Source organism: Haladaptatus sp. AB643 (genome assembly GCF_024136975.1).
Taxonomy (GTDB): Archaea; Halobacteriota; Halobacteria; order Halobacteriales; family Haladaptataceae; genus Haladaptatus.
This window is the reverse complement of record NZ_JAMYJW010000003.1, coordinates 386,425-408,208: the sequence shown is the minus strand read 5'-3', so window position 1 is coordinate 408,208 and position 21,784 is coordinate 386,425. Positions and strand designations below refer to the sequence as shown.

The 21,784-nt window shown below is 62.2% G+C and carries 28 protein-coding genes; 10 read left to right on the top strand and 18 right to left on the bottom strand.

Features of this window, described 5'->3' with window-relative positions; translation table 11 throughout:
• The first annotated feature begins 162 nt into the window (after positions 1 to 162).
• From NKF25_RS09210 to NKF25_RS09200, 3 genes are read left to right on the top strand one after another with little or no spacing between them, the layout of a single operon-like run.
• Positions 163 to 1,071 (top strand): hypothetical protein, encoded by a 909-nt coding sequence (locus tag NKF25_RS09210; protein WP_253226381.1) that lies wholly within the window; start codon positions 163 to 165, stop codon positions 1,069 to 1,071.
• Complete coding sequence (locus NKF25_RS09205; RefSeq protein WP_253226380.1) at positions 1,068 to 2,780, top strand: PQQ-binding-like beta-propeller repeat protein; 1,713 nt, start codon at positions 1,068 to 1,070, stop codon at positions 2,778 to 2,780. Before NKF25_RS09210 ends, NKF25_RS09205 begins: the two co-directional genes overlap by 4 nt.
• 44 nt (positions 2,781 to 2,824) lie before the next feature.
• Complete coding sequence (locus NKF25_RS09200; protein WP_253226379.1) at positions 2,825 to 4,072, top strand: plastocyanin/azurin family copper-binding protein; 1,248 nt, start codon at positions 2,825 to 2,827, stop codon at positions 4,070 to 4,072.
• Positions 4,073 to 4,096: 24 nt separating this feature from the next.
• Here NKF25_RS09200 and NKF25_RS09195 read toward each other — a convergent pair whose 3' ends face one another.
• The 3 genes from NKF25_RS09195 to NKF25_RS09185 all read right to left on the bottom strand — a co-directional run bounded on the left by NKF25_RS09195 (position 4,097) and on the right by NKF25_RS09185 (position 6,400).
• Positions 4,097 to 4,873, bottom strand: a complete 777-nt coding sequence (locus tag NKF25_RS09195) for a hypothetical protein (protein ID WP_253226378.1) — start codon at positions 4,871 to 4,873, stop codon at positions 4,097 to 4,099.
• 2 nt (positions 4,874 to 4,875) lie between these two features.
• Positions 4,876 to 5,295: a heme-binding protein gene (locus NKF25_RS09190; protein WP_253226377.1), complete on the bottom strand. Its 420-nt coding sequence runs from the start codon at positions 5,293 to 5,295 to the stop codon at positions 4,876 to 4,878.
• A gap of 193 nt (positions 5,296 to 5,488) precedes the next feature.
• Positions 5,489 to 6,400: an alpha/beta hydrolase gene (locus NKF25_RS09185; protein ID WP_253226376.1), complete on the bottom strand. Its 912-nt coding sequence runs from the start codon at positions 6,398 to 6,400 to the stop codon at positions 5,489 to 5,491.
• 53 nt (positions 6,401 to 6,453) lie between these two features.
• On the opposite strand from NKF25_RS09185, the gene NKF25_RS09180 reads away from it, so the two are divergent.
• From NKF25_RS09180 to NKF25_RS09170, 3 genes are read left to right on the top strand one after another with little or no spacing between them, the layout of a single operon-like run.
• Complete coding sequence (locus tag NKF25_RS09180; RefSeq protein ID WP_253226375.1) at positions 6,454 to 6,987, top strand: NUDIX domain-containing protein; 534 nt, start codon at positions 6,454 to 6,456, stop codon at positions 6,985 to 6,987.
• Between the two features lie 55 nt (positions 6,988 to 7,042).
• Positions 7,043 to 8,293: a kynureninase gene (kynU, locus tag NKF25_RS09175; RefSeq protein ID WP_253226374.1), complete on the top strand. Its 1,251-nt coding sequence runs from the start codon at positions 7,043 to 7,045 to the stop codon at positions 8,291 to 8,293.
• Between the two features lie 38 nt (positions 8,294 to 8,331).
• Complete coding sequence (locus NKF25_RS09170; RefSeq protein ID WP_253226373.1) at positions 8,332 to 8,994, top strand: helix-turn-helix domain-containing protein; 663 nt, start codon at positions 8,332 to 8,334, stop codon at positions 8,992 to 8,994.
• Here NKF25_RS09170 and NKF25_RS09165 read toward each other — a convergent pair whose 3' ends face one another.
• The 8 genes from NKF25_RS09165 to NKF25_RS09130 all read right to left on the bottom strand — a co-directional run bounded on the left by NKF25_RS09165 (position 8,995) and on the right by NKF25_RS09130 (position 15,442).
• Positions 8,995 to 9,195 (bottom strand): hypothetical protein, encoded by a 201-nt coding sequence (locus NKF25_RS09165; protein ID WP_253226372.1) that lies wholly within the window; start codon positions 9,193 to 9,195, stop codon positions 8,995 to 8,997. It abuts the gene before it with no gap.
• Complete coding sequence (locus tag NKF25_RS09160) at positions 9,192 to 9,401, bottom strand: hypothetical protein (protein ID WP_253226371.1); 210 nt, start codon at positions 9,399 to 9,401, stop codon at positions 9,192 to 9,194. The genes NKF25_RS09165 and NKF25_RS09160 overlap by 4 nt, the downstream gene beginning before the upstream one ends.
• Positions 9,402 to 9,507: 106 nt before the next feature.
• Positions 9,508 to 11,115 carry an AAA family ATPase gene (locus tag NKF25_RS09155; protein ID WP_253226370.1) on the bottom strand — a complete coding sequence of 536 codons (1,608 nt, stop codon included), beginning with the start codon at positions 11,113 to 11,115 and terminating at the stop codon, positions 9,508 to 9,510.
• 180 nt (positions 11,116 to 11,295) lie between these two features.
• Complete coding sequence (locus NKF25_RS09150) at positions 11,296 to 12,144, bottom strand: VOC family protein (protein ID WP_253226369.1); 849 nt, start codon at positions 12,142 to 12,144, stop codon at positions 11,296 to 11,298.
• 50 nt (positions 12,145 to 12,194) lie between these two features.
• Positions 12,195 to 12,803 (bottom strand): winged helix-turn-helix transcriptional regulator, encoded by a 609-nt coding sequence (locus NKF25_RS09145; RefSeq protein ID WP_253226368.1) that lies wholly within the window; start codon positions 12,801 to 12,803, stop codon positions 12,195 to 12,197.
• Between the two features lie 45 nt (positions 12,804 to 12,848).
• Positions 12,849 to 13,919 (bottom strand): glutamate--cysteine ligase, encoded by a 1,071-nt coding sequence (locus tag NKF25_RS09140; RefSeq protein WP_253226367.1) that lies wholly within the window; start codon positions 13,917 to 13,919, stop codon positions 12,849 to 12,851.
• A 45-nt stretch (positions 13,920 to 13,964) separates the two neighbouring features.
• Positions 13,965 to 14,600 (bottom strand): fibrillarin-like rRNA/tRNA 2'-O-methyltransferase, encoded by a 636-nt coding sequence (locus NKF25_RS09135; protein WP_253226366.1) that lies wholly within the window; start codon positions 14,598 to 14,600, stop codon positions 13,965 to 13,967.
• Positions 14,597 to 15,442, bottom strand: a complete 846-nt coding sequence (locus tag NKF25_RS09130; protein ID WP_253226365.1) for an NOP5/NOP56 family protein — start codon at positions 15,440 to 15,442, stop codon at positions 14,597 to 14,599. The genes NKF25_RS09135 and NKF25_RS09130 overlap by 4 nt, the downstream gene beginning before the upstream one ends.
• A gap of 284 nt (positions 15,443 to 15,726) precedes the next feature.
• On the opposite strand from NKF25_RS09130, the gene NKF25_RS09125 reads away from it, so the two are divergent.
• Both NKF25_RS09125 and NKF25_RS09120 read left to right on the top strand, forming a co-directional pair.
• Positions 15,727 to 16,497, top strand: a complete 771-nt coding sequence (locus NKF25_RS09125; protein ID WP_253226364.1) for a class I SAM-dependent methyltransferase — start codon at positions 15,727 to 15,729, stop codon at positions 16,495 to 16,497.
• Positions 16,497 to 16,886 carry a methylated-DNA--[protein]-cysteine S-methyltransferase gene (locus NKF25_RS09120; protein WP_066137895.1) on the top strand — a complete coding sequence of 130 codons (390 nt, stop codon included), beginning with the start codon at positions 16,497 to 16,499 and terminating at the stop codon, positions 16,884 to 16,886. Before NKF25_RS09125 ends, NKF25_RS09120 begins: the two co-directional genes overlap by 1 nt.
• Here NKF25_RS09120 and NKF25_RS09115 read toward each other — a convergent pair whose 3' ends face one another.
• The 6 genes from NKF25_RS09115 to paaA form a co-directional block, all read right to left on the bottom strand.
• Complete coding sequence (locus tag NKF25_RS09115; RefSeq protein WP_066137897.1) at positions 16,887 to 17,099, bottom strand: DUF2196 domain-containing protein; 213 nt, start codon at positions 17,097 to 17,099, stop codon at positions 16,887 to 16,889. It lies immediately after the preceding gene.
• 160 nt (positions 17,100 to 17,259) lie between these two features.
• Positions 17,260 to 17,427 (bottom strand): 1,2-phenylacetyl-CoA epoxidase subunit PaaE, encoded by a 168-nt coding sequence (gene paaE, locus NKF25_RS09110; RefSeq protein WP_190303649.1) that lies wholly within the window; start codon positions 17,425 to 17,427, stop codon positions 17,260 to 17,262.
• A complete protein-coding gene (gene paaD, locus NKF25_RS09105; RefSeq protein WP_253226363.1) occupies positions 17,424 to 17,897 on the bottom strand; it encodes a 1,2-phenylacetyl-CoA epoxidase subunit PaaD in 474 nt (157 codons plus the stop codon). The genes paaE and paaD overlap by 4 nt, the downstream gene beginning before the upstream one ends.
• Entirely contained in the window at positions 17,890 to 18,735 is an 846-nt protein-coding gene (paaC, locus tag NKF25_RS09100; protein WP_253226362.1) for a 1,2-phenylacetyl-CoA epoxidase subunit PaaC, read from the bottom strand. Before paaC ends, paaD begins: the two co-directional genes overlap by 8 nt.
• Positions 18,735 to 19,055, bottom strand: coding sequence for a 1,2-phenylacetyl-CoA epoxidase subunit PaaB (gene paaB / locus NKF25_RS09095; protein ID WP_066137905.1), 321 nt, complete (start codon positions 19,053 to 19,055; stop codon positions 18,735 to 18,737). The genes paaC and paaB overlap by 1 nt, the downstream gene beginning before the upstream one ends.
• 1 nt (position 19,056) lies before the next feature.
• Positions 19,057 to 19,998 carry a 1,2-phenylacetyl-CoA epoxidase subunit PaaA gene (gene paaA / locus NKF25_RS09090; RefSeq protein WP_253226361.1) on the bottom strand — a complete coding sequence of 314 codons (942 nt, stop codon included), beginning with the start codon at positions 19,996 to 19,998 and terminating at the stop codon, positions 19,057 to 19,059.
• Positions 19,999 to 20,082: 84 nt separating this feature from the next.
• On the opposite strand from paaA, the gene NKF25_RS09085 reads away from it, so the two are divergent.
• On the top strand, positions 20,083 to 20,724 hold the full coding sequence (locus tag NKF25_RS09085; protein WP_253226360.1) for a helix-turn-helix domain-containing protein: 642 nt from the start codon (positions 20,083 to 20,085) through the stop codon (positions 20,722 to 20,724).
• Between the two features lie 60 nt (positions 20,725 to 20,784).
• A complete protein-coding gene (locus tag NKF25_RS09080; RefSeq protein ID WP_253226359.1) occupies positions 20,785 to 20,982 on the top strand; it encodes a hypothetical protein in 198 nt (65 codons plus the stop codon).
• A 168-nt stretch (positions 20,983 to 21,150) separates the two neighbouring features.
• On the opposite strand, the gene NKF25_RS09075 is transcribed toward NKF25_RS09080, so the two are convergent.
• A complete protein-coding gene (locus tag NKF25_RS09075) occupies positions 21,151 to 21,774 on the bottom strand; it encodes a molybdenum cofactor guanylyltransferase (RefSeq protein WP_253226403.1) in 624 nt (207 codons plus the stop codon).
• Positions 21,775 to 21,784 lie beyond the last annotated feature (10 nt).

The following is a 21,784-nucleotide window of genomic DNA, read 5'->3' as shown; positions in this document are numbered from 1 at the left end:
CGGTTTTCGGGATACGGTCTCCGTTTTTGGCGTTGGTATTCCACGGCAGTGTTCGGATCTTACTATCAACCATTGTGGTTTTCATCCAAGTATTAACAAATAACCAAGTCGATTTGTGTGGGTGGGACTGACACAGAGGTCCCGGATGGGGGAGAAAACGAAATGACCAACTACGCACCGGAGATAGACGACGAGGAACGGCGACGGTTCTTACGAGTACTGGGGGTGACCAGCGCCGCTGCCATCGGGAGCGATCTCACACTCGACGGACTTCGCGGGAAGCTACACGGAGATTCGGCCGAAGAGTTGTCCTCGATGGGACACGCGATTCGAGGGGACGTGACCGGCGAACTCGACGCCGACCTGTTGGCGGGCGGCCTCTCGGGTCTCGCCACACGGATGGGGAGGATCGAGGACGTTCGGGCGGCGGGAATTCCCGCCCGGGACGAGCGCCTTTATCGGGAACTCGCCGCGCCAGCGTGGACGATCAACGACCACCTCGTGGACATCGGATTTTACGAAAGCGTCGAATCACATCTTCCGGCGTTCACCGAGAACCACATCGAGAACGTCGCACACGAATTGATTCGTGCGGAACTGCTGACGAACACGTTGTCGGACCTCGGGTTCAGCGAACGGGAGAAGACAGCACTCGTCATGAACGTGGTGAACAACACCGGCCGACTCGCGCTCTGGATGCCGACGAAGGACATCCCCGAGGGTGTCGAGTTCGACGTCGAACACGTCGCGCCGCTGCACCACCGTGCGGCGGAGGGGTCGCTGTTGTGGGTGGACGACATGGACACGCATCTCTGGCAGAACGAGGTCCTGTTGACCGACGACATTCTCGATACGGCGATGTGGGACATCAAGGCGATGCTCGGCGGGTTCCACCTCTTGGGCACCGCCGCCCAGGGAGTGACTGATGGCTCGTTGACCGACAGCCAGTTGACCGCCGCGCTGACCGCCGGGACGGCGGCGATGATCGTCGGACAGGAGGATTTGACCAACGACGCGTTCCGCATCACCGACGAGATGCGTGCACCGCACTCGTGGGAGGTCGAAGGATGAACATCGAGAACGACGAGGCCGTGAAAGCGGCGAACGAACACGAACTCGAAGAAATCGAGGAGGGGTACAAGCTACAGGGAACGCCGAGCCAGTCGATAACGCAGCAGTACGCCGTCGACGAGATTCCCAAAAAACCGGTCACACAGGAGATGCTGAACGAGACGACGACCGACCAGACCAGTTGGCTGACCTACGGCGGTGGGTACGAACAACAGCGCTACTCCTCGGCGAACGTCATCACGCCGGACAACGTGACAAACCTGGAGTTGGAGTATCTCGTCGAGACGGGCATCGCCGACAGCATGGAGGGAAGCCCCCTCATCGTACCGGGCGACCCGCCCATCATGTACCAGACGAACGGGCCGGACCACGGGAAGGCCATCAACGCCCGAACCGGCAAGGTGCTCTGGAGTTACACGTACGCGAACCCGGACGGTCTCATCCTCTGTTGTGACACGAACAACCGTGGCTTCGGGATTCTGGGCGACACCCTGTTCATGACGACGCTCGATTCGGGGGTCGTCGCGCTCGACCGCTACACGGGCGAACAGAAGTGGTACACGTCCACCGGCAAGTGGCAGGACGGTTACTCCGCGACGTGGGCACCGACGCCGTACAACGGCATGGTCATCACGGGAAGCGCGGGCGGCGAGTACGGCGTCCGGGGGTTCGTCACCGCGCTCGATGCCAAATCGGGCAAGCAGAAGTGGAAGACCGAAACCCGGCCGAAAGACCAGTGGGTCGGGGATAGCTGGAAGCAGGGATCGACGACGACGTGGATGTCTCGAACCATCGACCGGCACAACGACGTGATTTTCTCGCCGGTCGGCAACCCCGGCCCGGACTTCGACGGCGCGGTCCGGCCCGGACCGAACCGGTTCAGCGTCGGAACGTTGGCCCTCGACGCCAACTCCGGCAAGCCGAAGTGGAACTATCAGGAGAGCCCCCACGACACGTGGGACTACGACTCCTCGTCGCCGAAGGTCCTCATCCGGGACCAGAAGGTGGACGGAAAGAAGAAGGACATCGTCGTCAGCCCCGGCAAGACGGGATGGGTGCAGACGCTCGACGCCACGAACGGCAAACTCCTGAAGCGGAGCGAGCCGACGGTTCAGCACCTGAACACGTTCAAAGAGGTACCACACGTCGGCGATCAAGGGATCTCGTTCGTGCCCGGCGCGCAGGGCGGCAACGACTGGCAGCCGCCATCCTACAGTCCGAAGACGGGACTCGTCTACATGAAACAGCAGAACACGCCCCAGCAGATCTGGTGGCAACACCAGGAGTACAGCCCCGGTGGCGGCTACTTCGGCGGGACGTTCCACGACTGGCCGGACGTGAACGAACCGGACGGCTGGAACGGCAAGACGAGCGCCGTCGTCGCGGTGAACCCGCGAACGGGCAAGCGCGTCTGGCGGGAGTGGATCGAGGACGACAGCTACCTGTGGGGCGGGTCGATGACGACGGCGGGCGGGCTGACGTTCCTCGGCACGCAGAAGGGCAACTTCGTCGCCTACGACGGAAATTCGGGCGACAGGCTGTGGCAGATGCAGTTGGGCGCGCCCATCTGTTCCTCGCCGAGTGGCTGGTACGACCCGGGAACGAACAAACAGTACATCGCCGTGCAAGTCGGCGGGAGCGGGTGGCTCCGTCACGGCCGCCGTGGTAGCACGGTCGCCGTCTTCGCCATGAAAGGACAGGGGAAGTGAGTCGGATGCGACCCACGCAGAACAACGAGAACGACACGAGAGCAATGAACGAACACCGCGACAGGACAGCGAACTCGGTCTCACGTCGAACCGTCCTCAAACGAACCGCGGCGAGCGGGACGCTCGTCGGTCTCACCGGCACCCTCGCACAGGGCGGCGGCACGAAGATTCGGCTCGGCGGAAAGGTGGCCGGATGGCAGGGGCAGGCTCCGAACTCGATCAAGGGGCAGAAGAACCCGACGCTGAAGCTCAAACCGGGCAAGAAGTACACCGTCGTGTGGAAGAACCTCGACGGCCAACCGCACGACTTCGTCATCCGGGACAAGAGCGGGAAGCAGTTGGTCAAGACGAAGATCATGAACAATCGCGGGAAGACCCAGTCGGTCACGTTCACCGCGTCGAAGAAGATGGCGACGTACCTCTGTACGGTCCACCCGACGACGATGAAGGGTCAGGTGAACACCGGCGGCGGAAACGGTGGCGGGGGCGGCGGGTCCCAAAGCACCACCAGTTCGACGCAATCGGGGAACGACGGCAACTCGAAGAAACCCGCCAAACAGATCAAACTCGGCGGGCAGTCCACGGGGTGGAAAGGCATCGCCCCGGAATCGATCAAGGGGAAACTGAACCCGACGTTGAACCTGAAGGCGGGCCAGCCCTACGAGGTCATCTGGATCAACCTCGACGGCTTCGACCACAACTTCATCGCCATGAGTGCAGACGGGGACCCACAGACGGCGGACTACGGGAGCACCGTCGTCCGCTCACCGCTGATGAACGTGCAGGGACAGACCCAAACCGTGCGGTTCACCCCGAAGAAGGACACCAACGAGTACTACTGCGAGATTCACCCCGTCGAGATGCGCGGTGCCATCAGCACGGGCGGCAATGGAACCACCCAGACGACCACGAATCAAACGACGCAGACCAGTCCGTCGAAGACGTTCCAACTCGGGTTCAAGGACGGCAAATGGATGGGCCAGTCCTCGGGCATCAAGGGCAAGGCCAATCCGACGCTGACCCTGCAGCAGGGGCAACGCTACGCCATCAAGTGGACGAACACGACCTCGTACTCGCGGGCCGCGAACCGGCCGAACCTCGTGCTCACCACGAACTACCCGAACGGCCCGGCACTGTCCCGCTCGGACTTCCTGCTGAAGAAGGGGACGTCACAGACGGTGACGTTCACCGCGTCGAAGAAGCTGTCCGCGTACTTCGCGGAGAACTACAGGAAGGCACACGGCAAGATAGTCGTGAAGAGTGGCGGCGGTTCGACGACAACGACGATGTAGTCCGGGCCGATACCACCCGTCGGCTCATTTCACTCCGTCCAGTTCCACGATGTGCGCGCCACAGCCCTCACAGGTGGACGTGAACACCGTTTTCGACGGTTGACAGCAGGACGAGACGCGGTGCTCGTCGCGCGTCAACGTCGCGCCACAGGTCGGACAATCGGACAGGAACGTCCGTAAGCGCGTGAGCGCCTCCTCACGCGCGTCCGGTTCCATTTCGCCCCATTCGACGGACCGGTCGTTTCGCGCGCTCAGTTCGGCTCCTGCGGCCACGTCGGCGACGAGCGCGGCCGCGGACGGCCAGTGAACGAGGCGGTCCCCGGAGACGACGAACGCGCGCCCACCGATGGACGACACGTCGCCCTTGGCAACGCCGAGCAGGTCCGCGACGTCCCGTGGTCCGATTCCCTCCGGATCGGTCGATTCGATTCGCCGCTGCCACGCATCCCGAAACTCGGGCGCGAGACAGGTCGAATCGCTCGAACTCCCATCACACGGGACGACGACGTTCATCGACGAGAGGCGTTCGAACTCGCCCGCCGCGACCGTCGATTCCGGCTCCTTGCTGAACAGCCGGAGCACCTCGCTCGGGAGGTAGTTCGCCGTCAATTCCGGCGTCCCGGGTACGAGGTAGCCGCGGAGGTAGATGAGGCCGAGGGAGACGACGAACGTCGCCGTGCCGACGAAAATCGAGAGGCTCGCCAGTAGCAGGCTGATGACGACCGCGATAAAGAGGTTGACTGCGGTACAGGGAAGACAGCGATTTTCCCCGGTGTACGCCGGTTGCCGTATCGAGTGCACGGCTAGTGAGTCAACGTCTGGAACTGGTCGATACCGGCGCGCGCGACGGTCATGTCTTCGTCCACTTGGCCGCCGCTCGACGCGATCGTGCCGACGATTTCGCCGTCCCGTTCGAGCGGGAATCCCCCGCCGAAGATGACGATCCGGCTGTCGTCAGTGGTCTGGAGTCCGTACAACGAGTTCCCCGGTTGTGACGGTTCGGCGAGTTCGTGGGTCGGCATTTCGAGCGCGGCGGACGTGTACGCCTTGTTCCGCGAGATGTTCACGCTGGCGAGCCACGCGTCGTCCATCCGATGCTGTGCGATCATGTTGCCGTCCGGATTGGCGACCGTGATAACCGACGGAACGCCGATATCCTCGGCCTTTCGTTCAGCGGCGTCTATCAACTGCTTCGCCGTTTCTAACGTTATCGTCTCGGACATGGTTCCCCCCACGTCGTCCTCGATTGGGATTCGCCTAAACGTTGTGGCGGATCCACGACGTTCACCGTTCTGCGGTCCGTATCTCGGCGGTATTCGTTCGATGCTTTTGCTCCTCCAGCCGTCGCTTCCCACCGCCTTCTCGATGTGACGTCCAGCCACGGCGTCACGTCGGCAACCACCGCATCACCGTCCGTCACATCGTGTGGAGCGATTCGGCGACCGAATCCATCGCCCCGTCGGCCGTCGTCACGTCGCCGGTGAGGCTCAGGAAGCCGTGTGCCATTCCCGAATAGTGGTCGTGTTCGACCTCCACACCGGCGTCGTCGAGCCGTTCGGCGTAGGCGATTCCCTCGTCACGGAGCGGGTCGTGACCCGCTGTCACGACCGTCGCGGGCGGGAGACCCGAAAGATCCTCCGCCAGAAGTGGCGATGCGAACGGATTCCTGCCGTCGACCGGACTGCGGAGGTAGTGGTTCCAGAACCACTTCATGTCCGCGCGGGTCAGCAGCGGGCCGTCCCCGTTCTCGTCGTAGGAATCGGTGTCGAAGGCGTGGTTCGTGATGGGATAGAGGAGGCTCTGATGCGAGAGCGTCGGCCCGTCGAACTCGCGGGCGTGCAGGGCGACGACGGCCGCGAGGTTGCCACCCGCGCTCGTTCCCGCGACGCCGAGGCGGGTCGGGTCGCCGCCGAACGTCGCCGCGTGTTCTGCCACCCAGTCGAGCGCGGCCACGGCGTCGTCCACCCCCGCCGGAAACGGGTGTTCGGGCGCGAGTCGGTAATCCACGGAGACGACGGCGCAGTCGGCGCGGTTCGCCAACTCGCGGCAGACGCCGTCGATGGAGTTCAGCGTTCCGAGCGTCCACCCGCCGCCGTGGTAGAACACGACGACCGGCACGTCTCGTGCGTCCGGTCGATACACCCGAATCGGGATTTCACCGCGCGGACCGGGGATCGAGAGATTTCGCACGAACTCGACGGGGTGGCGGTCGTCGAGGGTGAACACCTCGTCCTCGACGCGACGCGCGCTTTCGACCGACAGTGCGTGCCACGGCGGCACGCCGGTCGCTTCGATTCGGTCCACCGCATCACTCATCTCGTCGTCCATATCGAACTTCTCCTAGCATTGGAGTTATACTTTCAGCCTTCGAAAGGGGAATCATGTCACTCGAAGTGCGAAGCCGTGACGCCACGACGGATAGCCTCCGTCGGCTTCGACACGCATACGGCATGTTCCCCGTCCACGACGAGCGAGTCGAAAACGACCCGGATTACTTCGAACACGGCCGAGAGAAGGCCGAGGACGGCTGGCTCGGCTCCGCTGGGGTCTGGGTTTCGGACGCGGACGACCGAGTCGTGCTGATTCGGCACCCGAAAGCACCCGACGCGTGGGGCGTCCCCGGTGGCGGCCACGAACCCGACGAAACGCTCTCCGAGACGGCCCACCGCCAGGTGCGCGAGGAGACGGGACTCCACTGTCGCCTGACCGACGTGCTCGGCGTTCGGCGGAAGGAAATCTCGACGGAGACCGATTCGAACGAGCGAATTTTCGCGCTGTTCGTCCTCTTTTCGGGCGTCTGTGTCGGCGGCGAACTGGAAGTCGGTAACGACGTGCTCGACGCCCAGTGGTTCAGTTCGCGCCCGGACGACGTCCTCGACTTCATCGAGCCCCAAGTCCAGCGCTGGTGGTGGTAGGCGGACGGGTCGCCGGTGCGCGTACAATCAAGTGCTCGTCGCCGAAACGTCCGGTATGGATACGGGTGCCGACGACGCCAGACGACGTGACGACGCCGACCCGCTCTCACACCTCCGGGAGCGATTCGTGGTGCCGGACGGCGAGTTGTACATGGACGGGAACTCGCTCGGCGTGTTCTCGACGGATGCGGAGGGGGCGCTATCGAACGTGATCGAGGAGTGGCGGGAACTGGGTATTCGCGGGTGGACGGACGCGGACCCGGACTGGTTCCACTACGGCGAGCGATTGGGCGACCGCCTCGCTCCGCTCGTCGGTGCGGACGAACGCGAAGTCGTGGTCGGAAACTCCACGACGGTCAACATCCACGCGCTGTTCTCGACGTTTTACGACGGTGGGGAGGTCGTCGTCAACGAACTCGACTTCCCGACCGACCACTACGCTATTCGAGCGCGGATGGCGAATCTGGGACTCGACCCGGACGGACACCTCGTCGTGGTCGAAAGCCGGGATGGACGTACCATCGAGGAAGAGGACGTTATCGATGCGCTCTCGGACGAGACGTCGATCCTGTTCATGCCGTCGGTGCTCTACCGGAGCGGCCAGTTGTTCGATATCGAGCGATTGACCGCGGCCGCACACGACCACGACGCGCTGGCGGGGTTCGACCTCGCTCACTCGGTTGGGGCCGTCCCCCACCGGCTTTCGGACTGGGACGTGGATTTCGCCGTCTGGTGTAGCTACAAGTACCTGAACGCCGGGCCGGGTGCGGTCGCTGGCCTGTACGTCAACGAGCGTCACTTCGGAACCGAACCCGGATTGGCTGGCTGGTGGGGTCACGACAAGGAAACCCAGTTCGAGATGGAGACGACGTTCACGCCCGCCGACGATGCTGGCGCGTGGCAGATCGGGACGATACCCGTCTTCAGCGCCGCACCGCTCTGGGGGTCGCTCGAACCGTTCGAGGCGGTCGGCATCGATGCGGTGCGCGAGAAATCGCTGGCGCTCACGGAGTACCTCATCGAACTCGTCGACGACCTCCCGGAGTACGAGGTGGGAACCCCGCGCGACCCCGAACGACGCGGTGGCCACGTCGCCGTCGAACACGAGGAGGCGTACCGAATCGGGGAGGCGCTCAAGGAACGCGGCGTCGTCGTTGATTTCCGCCCGCCGAACGTGATTCGGATCTGTCCGGCACCGCTGTACGTCCGTTTTCGGGACGTTTGGCGGGTGAACGAACACTTGCACGAAATCGTCGAGACGGGGGAGTACGAGTCGTTCGATCGTCGCAGTGGTGGTATCACGTAGCCATAGGACGTATTACGGTTGCTGGCAATCGTTTTCGTATGAGTACGATAGCGGAAATAGAACTCCCGGCGAAGGAGTTCGCGCTCAGAACTGCCCTGGAGCGTGCCTCGAATCCCGAATTCGACGTGGTTCGTGTGGCAGCACACGATTCCGACCACGTGATGCCCTACCTCTGGGTGTCGGCGGACGACATGGACGCACTGGATTCGGCGCTCCGAGAGGACAGAAGCATCGAGGAACTCACCCTCATCGAAGATCTCGGCGACGAGCGGCTATATCGGATGCATTGGGTGGACCAGATTCACGTCGTCATTCACATCCTCGTCGAGGAACAAGCGACCATCCTGAACCTACACGGCAAGGATGACCGCTGGCGGCTTCGAATCCTGTTCCCCGACCGCGATTCGCTGTCGGCGACGTACGATTTCTGTCAGGACACGGGTCTCTCTATCGACGTACGAAACATCTACGAGATAAGCGACACGCGCCACGGACTGTACGGATTGACCGAGGAGCAACACGAGACGCTGATGATGGCGCTCGAAGGGGGGTACTACGACGTCCCACGTGGGTCGACGGCCGACGATCTCGCGGACAACCTCAGTATCTCCCATCAGGCGGTGTCCGAGCGACTCCGCCGTGGGCATCGAAGCCTCGTGAAAAACGCGCTCGCGGTGTCGCCGAACGACGGTCGGAACTGATCAGGCGTCGTTCATTCGGCGGGTGGTTTCCTCGCCACACACCGTACAGACGCTGATTCGGTACGGCTCACGCGAAAACGAACTGTGTTCGGCCTGCTCGTTTTCGGTGCGGATTTCGATACTGACGGTGTGTGGAGTGTCCGTGGCGCAGGTCCGACACCCCTCGACCTGGTCCTCGTTCCGGCGCGGTTGCGAGTTCATCGTCGCTCCTCGACGCTTTTCCGAAAGGCGAGACAGTCGAGCCACAGGTCCGTGACTCCGCCCGTGGCCGTTTCGCTTTCGTGCTGGGGTGTACCGTACAGTCGCTCGGGGTCGGAATCAGCATCGACCTCGTGCTGTGGGTCGCCGTACAATCGGCGTTCGTCGTCCGTCTCTCCCGGAGTCCCTCCCACCGACATGGTACTCATATTTTCACCTCTATTGAAACGAAGTGGCTCCCGTCGGAGGTGACTCCTGCCTGCCTCAGCAAGCGGATAAAGAGGGGTTACGTTCGAGAACTGACCGAAATCGAAATCAGTTGCCGCCGAAGACCGACCCGAGTTGGTCGCGCCACTCGTTGAGTTCCTTCATCTCGCTCTCGATGGATTCGACGTCCGCACGGAGCGTTTCGATCTTTTCGTCCATTCGCGTTTCCGCGGCCGAAACGGAATCGGAGAGTTCGGACACGTCGTTCGAGACCGATTCGAGTTCGTCTTCGAGCGATCCGACGGCTTCGAAGTCGTCTCGGAGTTCTTCGATCTCCGCTTCGATCGACCCGATCGCTCCGAAGTCGTCCCGTAGGTCTTCGAGTTCGTCGTCCAAGGCCGAGGCCTCCTGCGTGTTCGTCGCGACGAGGTCCTCCAGATCGTTCAGTTGTGATTCGAGGTCTTCGAGGTTCGATCCGACATCGTCCAACTCCTCGACGTCCGATTCGAGGTCTTTGAGGTCGGATTGAAGCCCCGTTTCGAGATCGTCGAGGTTCGTTTCGAGGTCGGCGACGCGAGCACGGGCCTGTGCGCCTTCGTCCTTCGCGCTCTCGATATCGTCGCCCATCTCGCCGAGTTCCTCGCGCACCGATTCGACTTCGCTCTCGAAATCCTCGATGAGGGTCTTTGCCGTTCCGTTGTCGTCGATGAACTCCTCCAGCGCTTCCGTGTATGCCGCGAGGTCGTCCACGCGCGACTGTAGGTGACGGATTCGGACGTTCGTGCTCTCGGGCGTGTCCAAATCGAGTTCCTGCTGGATGAGCGAGAGATCCTCGGAGTCGACCGCTCCCGCGCGAATCTCGTCGGCGAGCGCGGCGGCGACGCTTCCGGGGCGTGGCGGCGAGGCCGTCTGTTCCTCGCTCGTCTCGACCGGCGCTTCGAGGATATCGTCGTCGGTAGCCGACGCCCCGAATTCGTCCGCTTCGTCTACCGTACCCGTGAACAAGGGATCGCTCTCGCCCTTGTCCTCGTCGTCATCGGGAACCTCGGAATCGTCCTCGTCGATGCTGGCGTCGGAATTCGTATCGACCGTCTCGTCGAGCGGATCAGCTTCGTCGTCCGCGACCGGGTCAGCCACGGTATCAGCGAGTGGATCGCTTCCCACGTCGGCGAGCGGGTCCGCGGGTTCGTTCGACGCTTGGGTTTCGTCCGCGTCGTCGTTGAGGCCCGGAAGTCCACCCTCTCCCGCGATGACGTCGCGGACGACCTGGCTGCTGTCCTCGGAGACGATGTCCGTGATGGTGTGTTCTTCCATGCGCTCTTCGCCGTCGGGTTCGGCGTCGCCAGTGACCGGCGTGACCTCTTCGAGTTCCGGTTCGATGAGGAAATCCTCGGCGTCCGACCAGTCCGAAAGCCGAATCCCGTACACCGTCGTCAGCGACTCGTTCGGTTCGAGCGTCCGCTCGAATTGGACGCGGTGGTCCTTGTAGGCCGTCCAGTTTTCGTTTTCGTACTCGGGGTGAAATCCGACGTTGTCCATCGGGAACTCGTCCGGGATTCTATCGGTGATGCGGACCGTCATCGCGTCGTCGTGATCCGACCGGAGTTCGAACCGAATCGCCGGGACAGCGAACTCCTCGCCGTCGAACGATTTTTCGATCGTGACCCCACTCTCGGACTGTGAGAGCACTTCGTTCCCGCTGCTGAAATCACTCATACTGTGCACATCCAAGAATGGATATATAAATCATACGCCGATGGAATTATCGAAAACCTAGTAGTAGGGACGATTCTACTACCAGACGGAATACCGGGTACTTTTGTTGAAACACATCTTGGGCATTATGAGGGCTAAAATTCGGATTTAATCTGGCATACAAACTGAAATCATCTGGTGTCAGTCAATAATGGATAGTCGAACAGTAATCGTATCTGCATCAGACACTTCGAACCCACGCTCGGTCGGCGTCGTGTCGATTCCGCGTTCGATACAACGCTCCCGTATCCTTTCGAGTGACTTCCGGTCGGGGACCAACAGTTCGAACCACGCCAAGCCTCGTCCCGTCGCCGGTTCACTCCGGCCGTTCCACGTGTTCACGCCGACGTGATGGTGGTAGCCGTCGGCCGCGAGAAAGAGCGCGGACGGGCCGAACTCCTGTCGAACTCGCAACCCCAACGTCCCGGCGTAAAACTCCCGTGCGGCGGGAATCGACGATACTTCGAGATGGACGTGTCCGACGACCGTCTCCGATGGGACCTTCCCCTTCCCCGTCGATTCCGTTCTGAGTTCATCGATATCGAGTGGAAGCGTGTCCATCTCGACGTGGCCGTCCCCGTCGGTCGGCCACTCCTCGCGGGGGCGGTCACGATACACTTCGACGCCGTTGCCTTCCGGGTCCGTGAGGTAGAGTGCTTCGCTCACGCGATGGTCGGACGCACCGCTTAGCTCCCATTCCTCCTCGATACGCACGAGTACGTCGGCCAAGGCACGTCGTGATGGAACCAGAAACGCCGTGTGGAACAAGCCCGTCTCGGGTGCCGTTCGTGGCGACGCGTCTGAATCGTCAACGAGTTCGAGCAGTGGACGGTCTCCCGCGCCGAGAACGACGGTTCCGCCGCTCTCACGTTGGCGTTCGAGACCGATCACACTCTCGTAGAATCTGCTCGTTCGGTCGAGGTCGGTGACGCGTAGCGCGACACGACCGACCATCGTTTCCGGAAATATTTCGAACTCCGTCCCAGTCATCCGAAGGAACGAACGGGCGAGAAGACCGTGGCTCTTGCGAAACGAGCGGTTTATTCCTCGTCTTCGTCGTCGGTTCCAGTCGCGTCTTCGTCGTGGTCGCCGGACGGTTCGTCCGAGATGTCCTCGACCTCGATACTCACGGGTTCCGTTTCGGACACCTCGTCGTTCAGGTGGTCGTCGAGATTGAACACCGTGTTGAGTTCCCGTTGAACTTGGTCCACGATGCCGCCGACGAGTTCGCTCGGTGCGATTGCGGTATACTCGTACGGGTTGTTTCCGGCACCCGAACTCTCGCGCTTCTCGCGCGCGACGTTCTCCTCCTCGTGGAGTTCGGCGAGCGACTCGCGTACCGTACTCGGGTACAGCCCCGTTCCCTCGGCAATCTCCTCGCTCGTGCTTCCCGGATTCTGTCGGAGGTAGACGTAAATTCGGGCGCGGGTCTCGGTGTCGAGCACCCACGAAAGGAGGTCTACAATTCCTTGGTCGAACCCTTCGACCGCCCGGTCGGCCTCCTCGTTGAGGCGCTTGCGACCACGCGACAGTGGTTTTTCCTCGTCTCCTTCCTCCTCCATCTCGTCCACACCGCTCGTATCGACGGGAATCTCGTCGCCGGTATCCTCGATCTCGTTTCGTTCGTTGTCAGTGTCGTCCCCAGACATGTCGTTCCCAGAAGGACAAAAGTCGGTAGCGGGTAAAAAACTTGCTTACAACAGAAGCGATTCGCACAGCGCCTCGAAGCTCTCCTGGTCGTTGAGTCGCCGTTGATGCGCCGCACCGCTTTCCCCGTCGAAGATCTCGCCGATTCCGGAGACTCCGAGACGGTCACACTCCCGTTCGACCACTTCGCCGAGCGAGATTTCGCCGTCACAGTCACGATTGATGAACGACGCGTCGTGTCCGTAGCGGAGCGCGCGCCACTTGTTCTCGTCCAGCAGTTCGCGGCGGTGTCGATAGCCGGACTCGCCGTCCTCGTACCGTTCCATGAGGTCGGTGACGAGTGCGTGAGTGTACTCCACGAACGCGAGCACGCGCTCCGGGTCGGCCTGCCCGTCCGGTGTGCGGACTTCGACCGTGCCGTGACCCGAGTGGGGTCGGACATCGTACCAGAGTTCGCCGCGGTCGTTTATCGATCCGGTTTCCACCATCGTCCGCTCGAACTTCGAGAACGCCTCGTAGTCCTCGAAGTACGTCGGCATGCCGGTGTTCGGTAACCCTTCGAAGATCTTCGCCCGTGCCGATTGGAGGCCCGTATCGTAGCCGTTCCAGTACGGCGAGTTGGCCGACAGCGCCAGCATGACGGGAAGATACCAGCGAATCTCGTTCGCCACCCAGACGGCCGCGTCCGCGTCGTCTACCCCGACGTGGACGTGCAGACCTGCCGTAGTGTTGCGATGTTGCGGGTACTGGATTCGGTCCAGTTGTGCCCGATATCGGGGCTTTTCCGCGTGGTCCAGTTCGCGCCACTTTGCGCCGGGGTGGAGTCCCGCCGCCGCGATGCCGTAGCCGTTCGTCCTCGCGTGTTCGACGAGTGCCTCCCGAACCGCACGGACATCGTCCTCAACGTCTGACGGCGTCGTCTTCGGCGTCTGTGTCTCGATGACGCATTTGAACAGTTCGTGATCCAGTCGCCCTTCCAGTATTTCCGGCGGGGCGGTCTCGTAAACGAGTTCGTCGGTACCCGCGGTTGGGACACCTCGGTCGTCAACGACGTAGAACTCCTCTTCGACGCCGAGCGTGCCCATGTCGGTGAAATTCTCGGCCGAACCCAAATCCATTTTTCGAGAGTTAGCCACCACACACGTAAATACTTCCGGAGACGGTCAGGTCTTCCGGGGAACCGCGACGACTCCCAGGTGATCCACGTGGAACGGTTCGAGTCGCCGCGTTTCGAGGATTTCGTACCGTTCGCGGAGGGTTTCGAGCGCGTCCTCGAACACCGATTCGGGGTCGCTCGCCACGTCCTCACTTCTGGCTTTGATCGCCAGCAAGAGTCGGCCATCCTCCCGAAGGAATCGTGCGTTCTCACACGCGACACGTGCCTGACCGCGCGTCGCCACGTCCTGGACGATTACGTCCACGTCGGATTCCACGACGTGAGCATAGCTCGCCGGTTTCCGTGCGTCTTTCAGAAGCGGGAAGAGGTTCTCGCGCGCTTCGACCGCATCGAGCAGGTCGCGGGTCGGGCGGGGTGCGAACTCCACGGCGTACGTCGGTCCCGAGAAGTCGGCGACGTGACTCACGGTCGTCCCGCTGGCCGCGCCGAGATAGAGAACCGTCTCGTTGCCTCGTAGGCCAGTGTCCATGTCGTGTTCCAGCATCGCGGCCAACTTGGAGCGCCGGGCGTCCCAACACCGCCAGTCGCCGTCGGTCGGTTCGCCGTAGACCGGACTGCCCGTCGTCGCCAGCCGCTCCTCACCGCCGAACTCGTGGCGTTCGACGCCGTTTGGAAGGTTCATTTCCCACCCCGCGAGTGAATCGTTTCCATCCGTCGATCGAGTTCCTCCTTCAGCTCTGGGTTGGGTTCGCCCGAGTAGTGGTCGATCCGCGCGGCGATGACGAGTTTGCCCGAGAGCGTGCGCGCCGCCGACCCGCGCTGGTCGTGCGGGGCCGCCCGGACGGCCTCGTGCGTGTAGATGATACCATGCTTCGGCGACGAGGCGTGGCCGCGAAGGTGGGCGAACAACGCGTTCTCCGCGCCGAGTACCTGTACCGTCCCGCCGGGCATCTTCGCCAGCGATTCCAGCCCGCCAGCCAGCGCGATGAGTCGCGCGGCCAGCACCGGGTCGGCCAGCGTGGCGAGGTTCGGCGCGACTGCGGGGGCCTGCCGTTCTACGAACGTCCGGAGGTCGTCGCGCTCGTCCGCGAGGTCGGCGACGCGCTCGGCCAGCGACACGACCTGTTTTTCGACCGGCGTCTCCGGGTCGGTTTCCGCGAGTTCGCGGGCGTACGCGATTCCCGTTCCGGCGTCGGGGTACAGCGTTCCCGCCCATTCCGCGACGCGTTCGGCGAGTTCGTTCGCTTCCGATTCACAGTCGTCCATCGCCCGTACCGCGTGGACGAGTTGACGGTCGTCCGCCCGTTCGCGCTCCGTCACGGCTTCGCGGGTCGCGCGGATGCTCGCCTCACGGAGCGTGGCGTAGTACTCCGCCTCGTCGTCCGCGAACCCGGTTTCGACGGCCTGCTCGGGCCAGTTGGCGGGGGCATCGGCGCTCCCCTCCTGGATGGCGCGTGCTCCGGACTCCACGTCGTCCGGTTCGACGCCCGCGAACCACCCCTCGTCTCCGTCCGATTCGGTCATGGCCGTGGGTTGTGCGTCTTCTCTTTTAAACCTACGTTTACGGGTTCTCGAACGAGGATTGAGACCGGGGTTCTTCCACTCGGGCGGACGGATTGCGCGATACTGACCACTCACATGGCGTGCACCAGCGACCCCGAGGCTAGCAATCGGTCGAGGGTTTTCTGGGATTTCATCGCAGTAGTTACTGAAATCACGGTTCCGGAAAATCCATCCCGTACAAACGTTCTCTCAACGGTTCCCATCATGATACGAGTAGTTAAGACCCGTCCCCAGAGTGAGAACCTATGGCCGGTCTCTATGCGCATCCTGACTACTACGAGATTGCCTTCGATTTCCGCGACGTGGCGGCAGAGGTAGATTTCTTCGAAGCTTGCATGGACCGATTCGGTGAACACTCGAACCGTCCCGACTCCGTCCTCGAAATCGCCTGTGGCCCGTGTCCGTATCTGCTCGAATTCGATTCGCGGGGGTACGATTTCACGGGGCTGGACAACTCCTCGGAGATGATTTCCCACTCCATCGGAAAGGCGCGCGAACACGACATCGAGGCGACGTTCCTGCGGCGGGATATGGCTGACTTCATTCTTCCCGACGACGTCGACTTCGCGTTCTGCGCGCTCGGGTCGCTGTATCTCGACTCGAACGAGGCCCTTCTCTCACACCTCGATTCGATGGCCAACGCGATGACGCCGGGGTCGCTGTACTGTATCGACGGTTCCATCGACTTCGCTGGCGGGACGTCCTCCGGGACCGAATGGGAGACGACGCGTGGGGAAACGACGGCTCGATTCGAAATCGAGCAGGAACCGATTCACACGACCGAACAGTTGGTTCGACAGACCTTGACGACACGGGTCGAGACGCCGACTGACACCGAACGTTTCCGCGAGGAGTACGTCATCAAGACGTTCGCTCCCCAGGAGCTACGTTTGCTCCTCGAAAAGACCGAGTTCGAACACGTGGGCTGGTTCGATAGCTTCGACCTGTCGACCCCCGTCGAGAGTTGTGAACCGGGGACGCTCCACCGCCCAGTGACGGTCCTCCGGAGGCAGTGATGTTCGTCGACGTTTGGGAATGGCGGATGGAAATCGACGAATCGCTGGTGGCGGCCGACGAGGCGGAAATCCGGGAGCAAGTCGCCGAATACACGGTCGGTGAGCGCGAGGAGTTCGACCTCGACGTCGACTATCCGGATTCGTTCACCGGACGGGTCATGACCGCGATGGCGGGCGTCCCCCGTGGCGAGACCCGAACCTACGGGGAAATCGCCGGAGAACTCGACACGGCGGCGGTCGCGGTCGGTCAGGCGTGTGGCCGCAACCCCGTGCCGCTCGTCGTCCCGTGCCATCGTATCGTCGGAGCCAACGGCTTGGGCGGTTTTTCCGGCGGGGACGACGACCGTCTCGGGCTAAAAGAACGGTTGCTCGAACTCGAATCGGCCTGATCACTCGTTCGGCGCGATGCGTTTGACGCGCCCGGTAATCCCGGACTGCAGTTGGACTTTCACTCCGCCGGGTTCGGTGTGCTCCTCGGAGAGGACCTTCGCGATTTCGCCACGGAGCGGTTCGGCCTCGTCCGCGTTCTCTGCGTTCGTCTGCTCTATTTCGACGGTCATACCACGGCTCAAATCTTCTCGCGTCGGTCGGTCTACGGACATACGCTGGACTGCAACGGACACCGGAAAAAACGTGATGGCCACCGCCGGTCGTGGTATCGTGTTTATATATCCGATACTCGTAGAAAACGGTTATACGATTCACATCCCTCCTCTGGAGTGCGGCGGCGGTAGCCCGTAGCCGAAAACGTACCCCTATCCACTACTCGAACTTTTCGAAGGGTTGTTCGCAGGCGTCACAGAAGTGCATCGACCGACAGAGCGACGGCCCTTTCGGGTGTTCTCGGTGGGTGTCCGTCGAACCGCAGTACGGACACTCCGCGCCCTTGTCCTCGCCGCTCGTCGTCACGCTGGGGTCGAGTCGTCTCATATGCTCAATCCGAACTCCCTGAGGTCGTCTTTGCCCTGCTCGGTCACCATCTCGATGGACCACGGCGGGTTCCAAACGAGTTCGAGGTCGGCGTCTTCGACGCCATCGACCGCCGCGACCCCGTTCACGATGTCCTCGGTTAGCATCTTACGGGCCGGACAGCCAGTGTAGGTCAACGTCATGATGACGGTGACGTTCGCTCCGGCGGCGTCGCCGCCTTCGTCACGAGACGCCGACGGAGTCTCGCCGTCCACTTCTACCCCGTAAATCAACCCCAAATCCACGATGCTGATGGGCATCTCGGGGTCCTCGATGTCGTACAGCGCGTCCCAGACGCGCTGTTCGAGACCCGTCGCTCCTTCGCCCGTGGCGGGCAAATCCTCCGGAGAGCGTCCGGTTTCCGAGTAGTCGGTGTACGCACACGCGGTCGGTTCGGAGTCGATATCGTACTCCTGTGGTTGGTTACTCATCGTCTGGGTCCGGCATGATCCGGTGGGTTTCGGTTCGCCCGAGTTCCCGGTACGTCCGCGTCATTTCGTCGTGAAGGTCTGCCCAGTCGTCGGTGTGGGTTCCGTCTCGTCCGATGTGCTCGGGGAGCAGTGCGTCGATGTCGCCGTCCTCGACTTCCGTCGGCAGTTCGATGCCGAGCGACGTCAAAAACGGCACCACGACGTCGAGCCATTGGTCGCGCATCGAGTCGAGCGAGTCGGTTCGAATTCCGAACTCGTCGATGTCCTCGCTCGCGTCGCCCGCCTCGAACAGCGTCAGCGCGTACGGGAACAGTCGGTCAACGGCCGCCTGCACGCGTTCGGTGCCCTCGTCGTCGCTCGTCAGCCGTTCGAGCCAGTTCTGGGAATGTTCGCGGTGGTAGTTCTCCTCGCTCAGGACTTTCGCCACGCGGTCCGCGATTCGTGGATACGACGTCCCTTCGAGGGCTTCGAGTCGGAGTTCCTCGGCGACGTCGTAGAGGTAGCCGCGCACGATGGCGTCAGCCCAGTCGCCAGTTTCGAACGCCCCCTCGACGAGCGTCGAGTGGCGGAAGTCCGCGGGGTCGCGCTCGAAGATGAGTTCCGATTCCGTGTAGCCGAAGTCCTCCAGCAGGTCGTACCAGAGGCGGGCGTGACCGAGTTCGTCCTGTGCGATGTTCGAGATGGCGAGATCGGATTCCAGTGTGGGAGAGCGAACCTGCCATTCCGTGTAGCGCTCGGCGAGAACGAGTTCGTCGTCCGCGAGTCGGCGGAGCAGGGATTCGACGGCGGCCCGTTCGTCGTCGCTCAACTCCTCGGGACCGGCGAGTTGCGCCGACATTATGCCTCACCTCGTCGCCGTTCGGCGTCTTCCTGTTCGCTCTCGGACTCCTCGATTTCCTTGGCGAAACTGGTGTCGATGCGGTTGTACGCCATCACCCATCGGTAGGATTTGTCCGTCGTGCCGCCGAAGGTCGTCTCGTCGGCATCCACTTCACCGATTTCGTCCTTCGGAACGACCCAGATGCTGTTGGTCGGCTTGCGCCGCCCGTGTTGAATCTGGGCGAACATGAGCGCCATATCGCGGTCGGGCGCGTGGACGTTTCCGCAGTGGGTGTGATACTTGCCAGCTTCTTCCTGTCGAAACACTTCCCAGATCATCTTAATCAGCCGCCACCGGCGTGTTCGAACCGCTCGATTCCCAGTCGTCCATCACGTCGCGGACCCACTCGGCCGCGTCCTGTGCGGCTTTGCGGCCGTTTATCTGACCGAGGCCGGGTTCGTAATCGTTCTTGGCGATTTGGAAGAACTCGTCCCAATCGAGGTCGTCCTCGCGCACCTTGTACGTCTTCGTCTCCTCGTCGTACTCGATGCGTGGCTCGTCCGGAATCTCCAAGCCGTACTTCTTCGCCTTCGGGATGTAGGCGGTAAGGAACGCGCTACGGAGTTCATCGTTCGACATCGTTTTCAACCCGACTTCGGACGAGAAGTCGTGGTGGGTGCTCTTGTCGTTGGTCGGGCCGAAGAACTGGATGATGCGTGGCCACCACTCCTCGAAGGCGTCCTGCATGAGTTCCTGTTCCTTTTTCGACCCCATCGACAGTTCGCGCATGATGTCCTCGCCGTGTTTGACGTGGAAGCCCTCCTCGAAACAGACCTTGTCCATCGCGTGGGCGTAGGGTTCCCAACTCGTGCGCTTCAGGGTCGCCTGTCGGCGCATCGCGGCACCGTCCACGAAGAAAGCGATCATCGGCGTCTCCCACCAATTCTCCATGTTATAGTGGAAACAGTTCAGGAATTTGCCTTCGCCGTTCGCCAATTCGTCCAGCATCTGATCGCGGGTCTTGATGCCGAGCGACTCGGCGGCGCGGTAGAGCAGTTGTCCGTGGCCAATCTCGTCCTGCACCTTCGCGCTGAACGCCAGCTTTCGGTCGAGGCTCGGAGCCTGTCGGATGAACGGGCGTTCGAGATACGCGCCCATGATTTCGGAGTTCGCGTGGAACTGAATCATCCGGGTCGCGGCCTTCCGGTACTCCTCGGGCATGTCGTCCTTCGGACTAAATTGCCGAGGACCGGCACGCTCCTTGACGGTCTCTATGTCCATGGTCGATAATTATCGACCCCGACCCATACCAATTCGCCCGCCCATAGACGGGGTTTAAATACTATCCCTGCCTACAGACGCTCCATGATAGACGAATGCCTCGTCGTGGAATTCGCCGTCACGGGCGACGACTGTCCGCTCGCCGAGGCATCACGCAAGGCGGAGACACGGATCGATTGCAAGCCGCCACAGCACCGTGACGACGGCTACACACTCCTCCGATTCAGCGCCCCGGCTGAAAACGATGCGCTCGTCGACGTCCTCGACGGGGATGACCGAATCAGATACCTGCACGTCACCACGACGGACGGCAGACGGAACTTCCGCTGTCTCTCCAAGCATGCCTGTGTCGTCCACGAACTCACCAACGTCGGGTTCATGGCCGAGTCGCTTCGCTACCGGGAGGGGAACGCGAAGTTCACGGGTGCGGTCGTGGGTCACGACGTGCTCCAAGGCGTCCTCGAAGCAGCGGGCGAGACTGTCGGCATGCGACTCGAACGCGTCCATCAACTCGGGTCCCAGGACGAAAACGCCGTGGCCCAACAGTGGGACGTAACGCCCGCACAGGAACGTGCCCTCCGAACAGCCTTGGAGTTCGGCTACTTCAGCGTCCCCCGCGAGACCACTGCAAGCGATGTGGCTGGCGAGTTGGGAATCAGCAAATCCGCGTTTCTGGAACGGCTCCGTCGCGCCGAGCGGTCGATGTTCTCGCAGATGTTCGCGTGATACTGTTCACGATCCGACTAGACGCAAGATTCTTGTCCTCTTCCCTGATATTTTCAGTTCGTGCCTGCCCTCGAAGTCCCTTCCCGACCTGAGCCCCTCCTCCTCGTCCTCGGGTATCTCTGTATTTCACAAGCCCACACGCTACCCGATGGATTCGCACTGCTGGGCTACGTGATCGGTTTTTTCCTGATCGTGTTGATTCCCCTGTCGATACTGGAGAACGCCGACTCGCGTTCGGACGCCAGTAGCTCGAAATAGTCCTCCTCTATTTCCGATGCGTCTCGATACGCAACGCTTCGCGGAGCGTGAACTGGATAGGTGAAACGGCGAACAGACGGCACGGCCGGACGTGGAGCGGTGTGCCGTACTCCCGCGAGTCGCTCCACGGCGTTCGTCAGCGGATACCGGCCGTGGCCGCGTCTTTCCCTATAAACGTTCGTCCCCACCAAGCGTCGCGGCGGCGCGTTCGAACTCCTCGCGGGTGTTGAGGTTCTCGAACGAGGTCAACGACCCGTGGTCACGGAGGTCGTCCTCCTCGATCACTACGTACTCCAGTTCCGACAGCGGTTCGACGGTTCGCCGTTCGTCGCGGTCGAGCGCATCGTCGCACGCTCGAACCATCGGGTCCGTCCGGTACACCGCGTGGGTCGTCTGCAACCACCCCTCGAATCGAGGTACTGCGGCGTCGTGACCCCGTGCTCGATTCAGCAGATAGGAAACCAGTTCCGGGTCCACGAACGGCATGTCGCAGGCGACGACGGCGGCGTACTCGTGATCGCAGGCCGCGAGGCCGGTTCGAATCCCGGCTACTGGACCGGCGTCAGGTACGGTGTCGATGGCGAATCGGACCGACGGTGAGAAGTCGGACAGCGCGTCGGCGATGGCTGACCGCTGGTCGTCACGGCAGTTGACGACGAGTTCGTCGATTACGCCCTCGATTCCGTCGGCGACACGGCGCACCATCGGCACCCCGGCGAGCGGTGCGACCGCTTTGTCCGCGTCCCCGAACCGAGTCGAGTACCCTCCAGCGATGACGACTCCTGCGGGCATGCTGTTCGAA

Coding starts and splice junctions, on each gene's coding strand:
- NKF25_RS09210 (WP_253226381.1), top strand. CDS start 163: ATGACCAACTACGCACCGGAGATAGACGACGAGGAACGGCGACGGTTC.
- NKF25_RS09205 (WP_253226380.1), top strand. CDS start 1,068: ATGAACATCGAGAACGACGAGGCCGTGAAAGCGGCGAACGAACACGAA.
- NKF25_RS09200 (WP_253226379.1), top strand. CDS start 2,825: ATGAACGAACACCGCGACAGGACAGCGAACTCGGTCTCACGTCGAACC.
- NKF25_RS09190 (WP_253226377.1), bottom strand. CDS start 5,295: ATGTCCGAGACGATAACGTTAGAAACGGCGAAGCAGTTGATAGACGCC.
- NKF25_RS09185 (WP_253226376.1), bottom strand. CDS start 6,400: ATGGACGACGAGATGAGTGATGCGGTGGACCGAATCGAAGCGACCGGC.
- NKF25_RS09180 (WP_253226375.1), top strand. CDS start 6,454: ATGTCACTCGAAGTGCGAAGCCGTGACGCCACGACGGATAGCCTCCGT.
- kynU (WP_253226374.1), top strand. CDS start 7,043: ATGGATACGGGTGCCGACGACGCCAGACGACGTGACGACGCCGACCCG.
- NKF25_RS09170 (WP_253226373.1), top strand. CDS start 8,332: ATGAGTACGATAGCGGAAATAGAACTCCCGGCGAAGGAGTTCGCGCTC.
- NKF25_RS09165 (WP_253226372.1), bottom strand. CDS start 9,195: ATGAACTCGCAACCGCGCCGGAACGAGGACCAGGTCGAGGGGTGTCGG.
- NKF25_RS09160 (WP_253226371.1), bottom strand. CDS start 9,401: ATGAGTACCATGTCGGTGGGAGGGACTCCGGGAGAGACGGACGACGAA.
- NKF25_RS09155 (WP_253226370.1), bottom strand. CDS start 11,115: ATGAGTGATTTCAGCAGCGGGAACGAAGTGCTCTCACAGTCCGAGAGT.
- NKF25_RS09150 (WP_253226369.1), bottom strand. CDS start 12,144: ATGACTGGGACGGAGTTCGAAATATTTCCGGAAACGATGGTCGGTCGT.
- NKF25_RS09145 (WP_253226368.1), bottom strand. CDS start 12,803: ATGTCTGGGGACGACACTGACAACGAACGAAACGAGATCGAGGATACC.
- NKF25_RS09140 (WP_253226367.1), bottom strand. CDS start 13,919: ATGGATTTGGGTTCGGCCGAGAATTTCACCGACATGGGCACGCTCGGC.
- NKF25_RS09135 (WP_253226366.1), bottom strand. CDS start 14,600: ATGAACCTTCCAAACGGCGTCGAACGCCACGAGTTCGGCGGTGAGGAG.
- NKF25_RS09130 (WP_253226365.1), bottom strand. CDS start 15,442: ATGACCGAATCGGACGGAGACGAGGGGTGGTTCGCGGGCGTCGAACCG.
- NKF25_RS09125 (WP_253226364.1), top strand. CDS start 15,727: ATGGCCGGTCTCTATGCGCATCCTGACTACTACGAGATTGCCTTCGAT.
- NKF25_RS09120 (WP_066137895.1), top strand. CDS start 16,497: ATGTTCGTCGACGTTTGGGAATGGCGGATGGAAATCGACGAATCGCTG.
- NKF25_RS09115 (WP_066137897.1), bottom strand. CDS start 17,099: ATGTCCGTAGACCGACCGACGCGAGAAGATTTGAGCCGTGGTATGACC.
- paaE (WP_190303649.1), bottom strand. CDS start 17,427: ATGAGACGACTCGACCCCAGCGTGACGACGAGCGGCGAGGACAAGGGC.
- paaD (WP_253226363.1), bottom strand. CDS start 17,897: ATGAGTAACCAACCACAGGAGTACGATATCGACTCCGAACCGACCGCG.
- paaC (WP_253226362.1), bottom strand. CDS start 18,735: ATGTCGGCGCAACTCGCCGGTCCCGAGGAGTTGAGCGACGACGAACGG.
- paaB (WP_066137905.1), bottom strand. CDS start 19,055: ATGATCTGGGAAGTGTTTCGACAGGAAGAAGCTGGCAAGTATCACACC.
- paaA (WP_253226361.1), bottom strand. CDS start 19,998: ATGGACATAGAGACCGTCAAGGAGCGTGCCGGTCCTCGGCAATTTAGT.
- NKF25_RS09085 (WP_253226360.1), top strand. CDS start 20,083: ATGATAGACGAATGCCTCGTCGTGGAATTCGCCGTCACGGGCGACGAC.
- NKF25_RS09075 (WP_253226403.1), bottom strand. CDS start 21,774: ATGCCCGCAGGAGTCGTCATCGCTGGAGGGTACTCGACTCGGTTCGGG.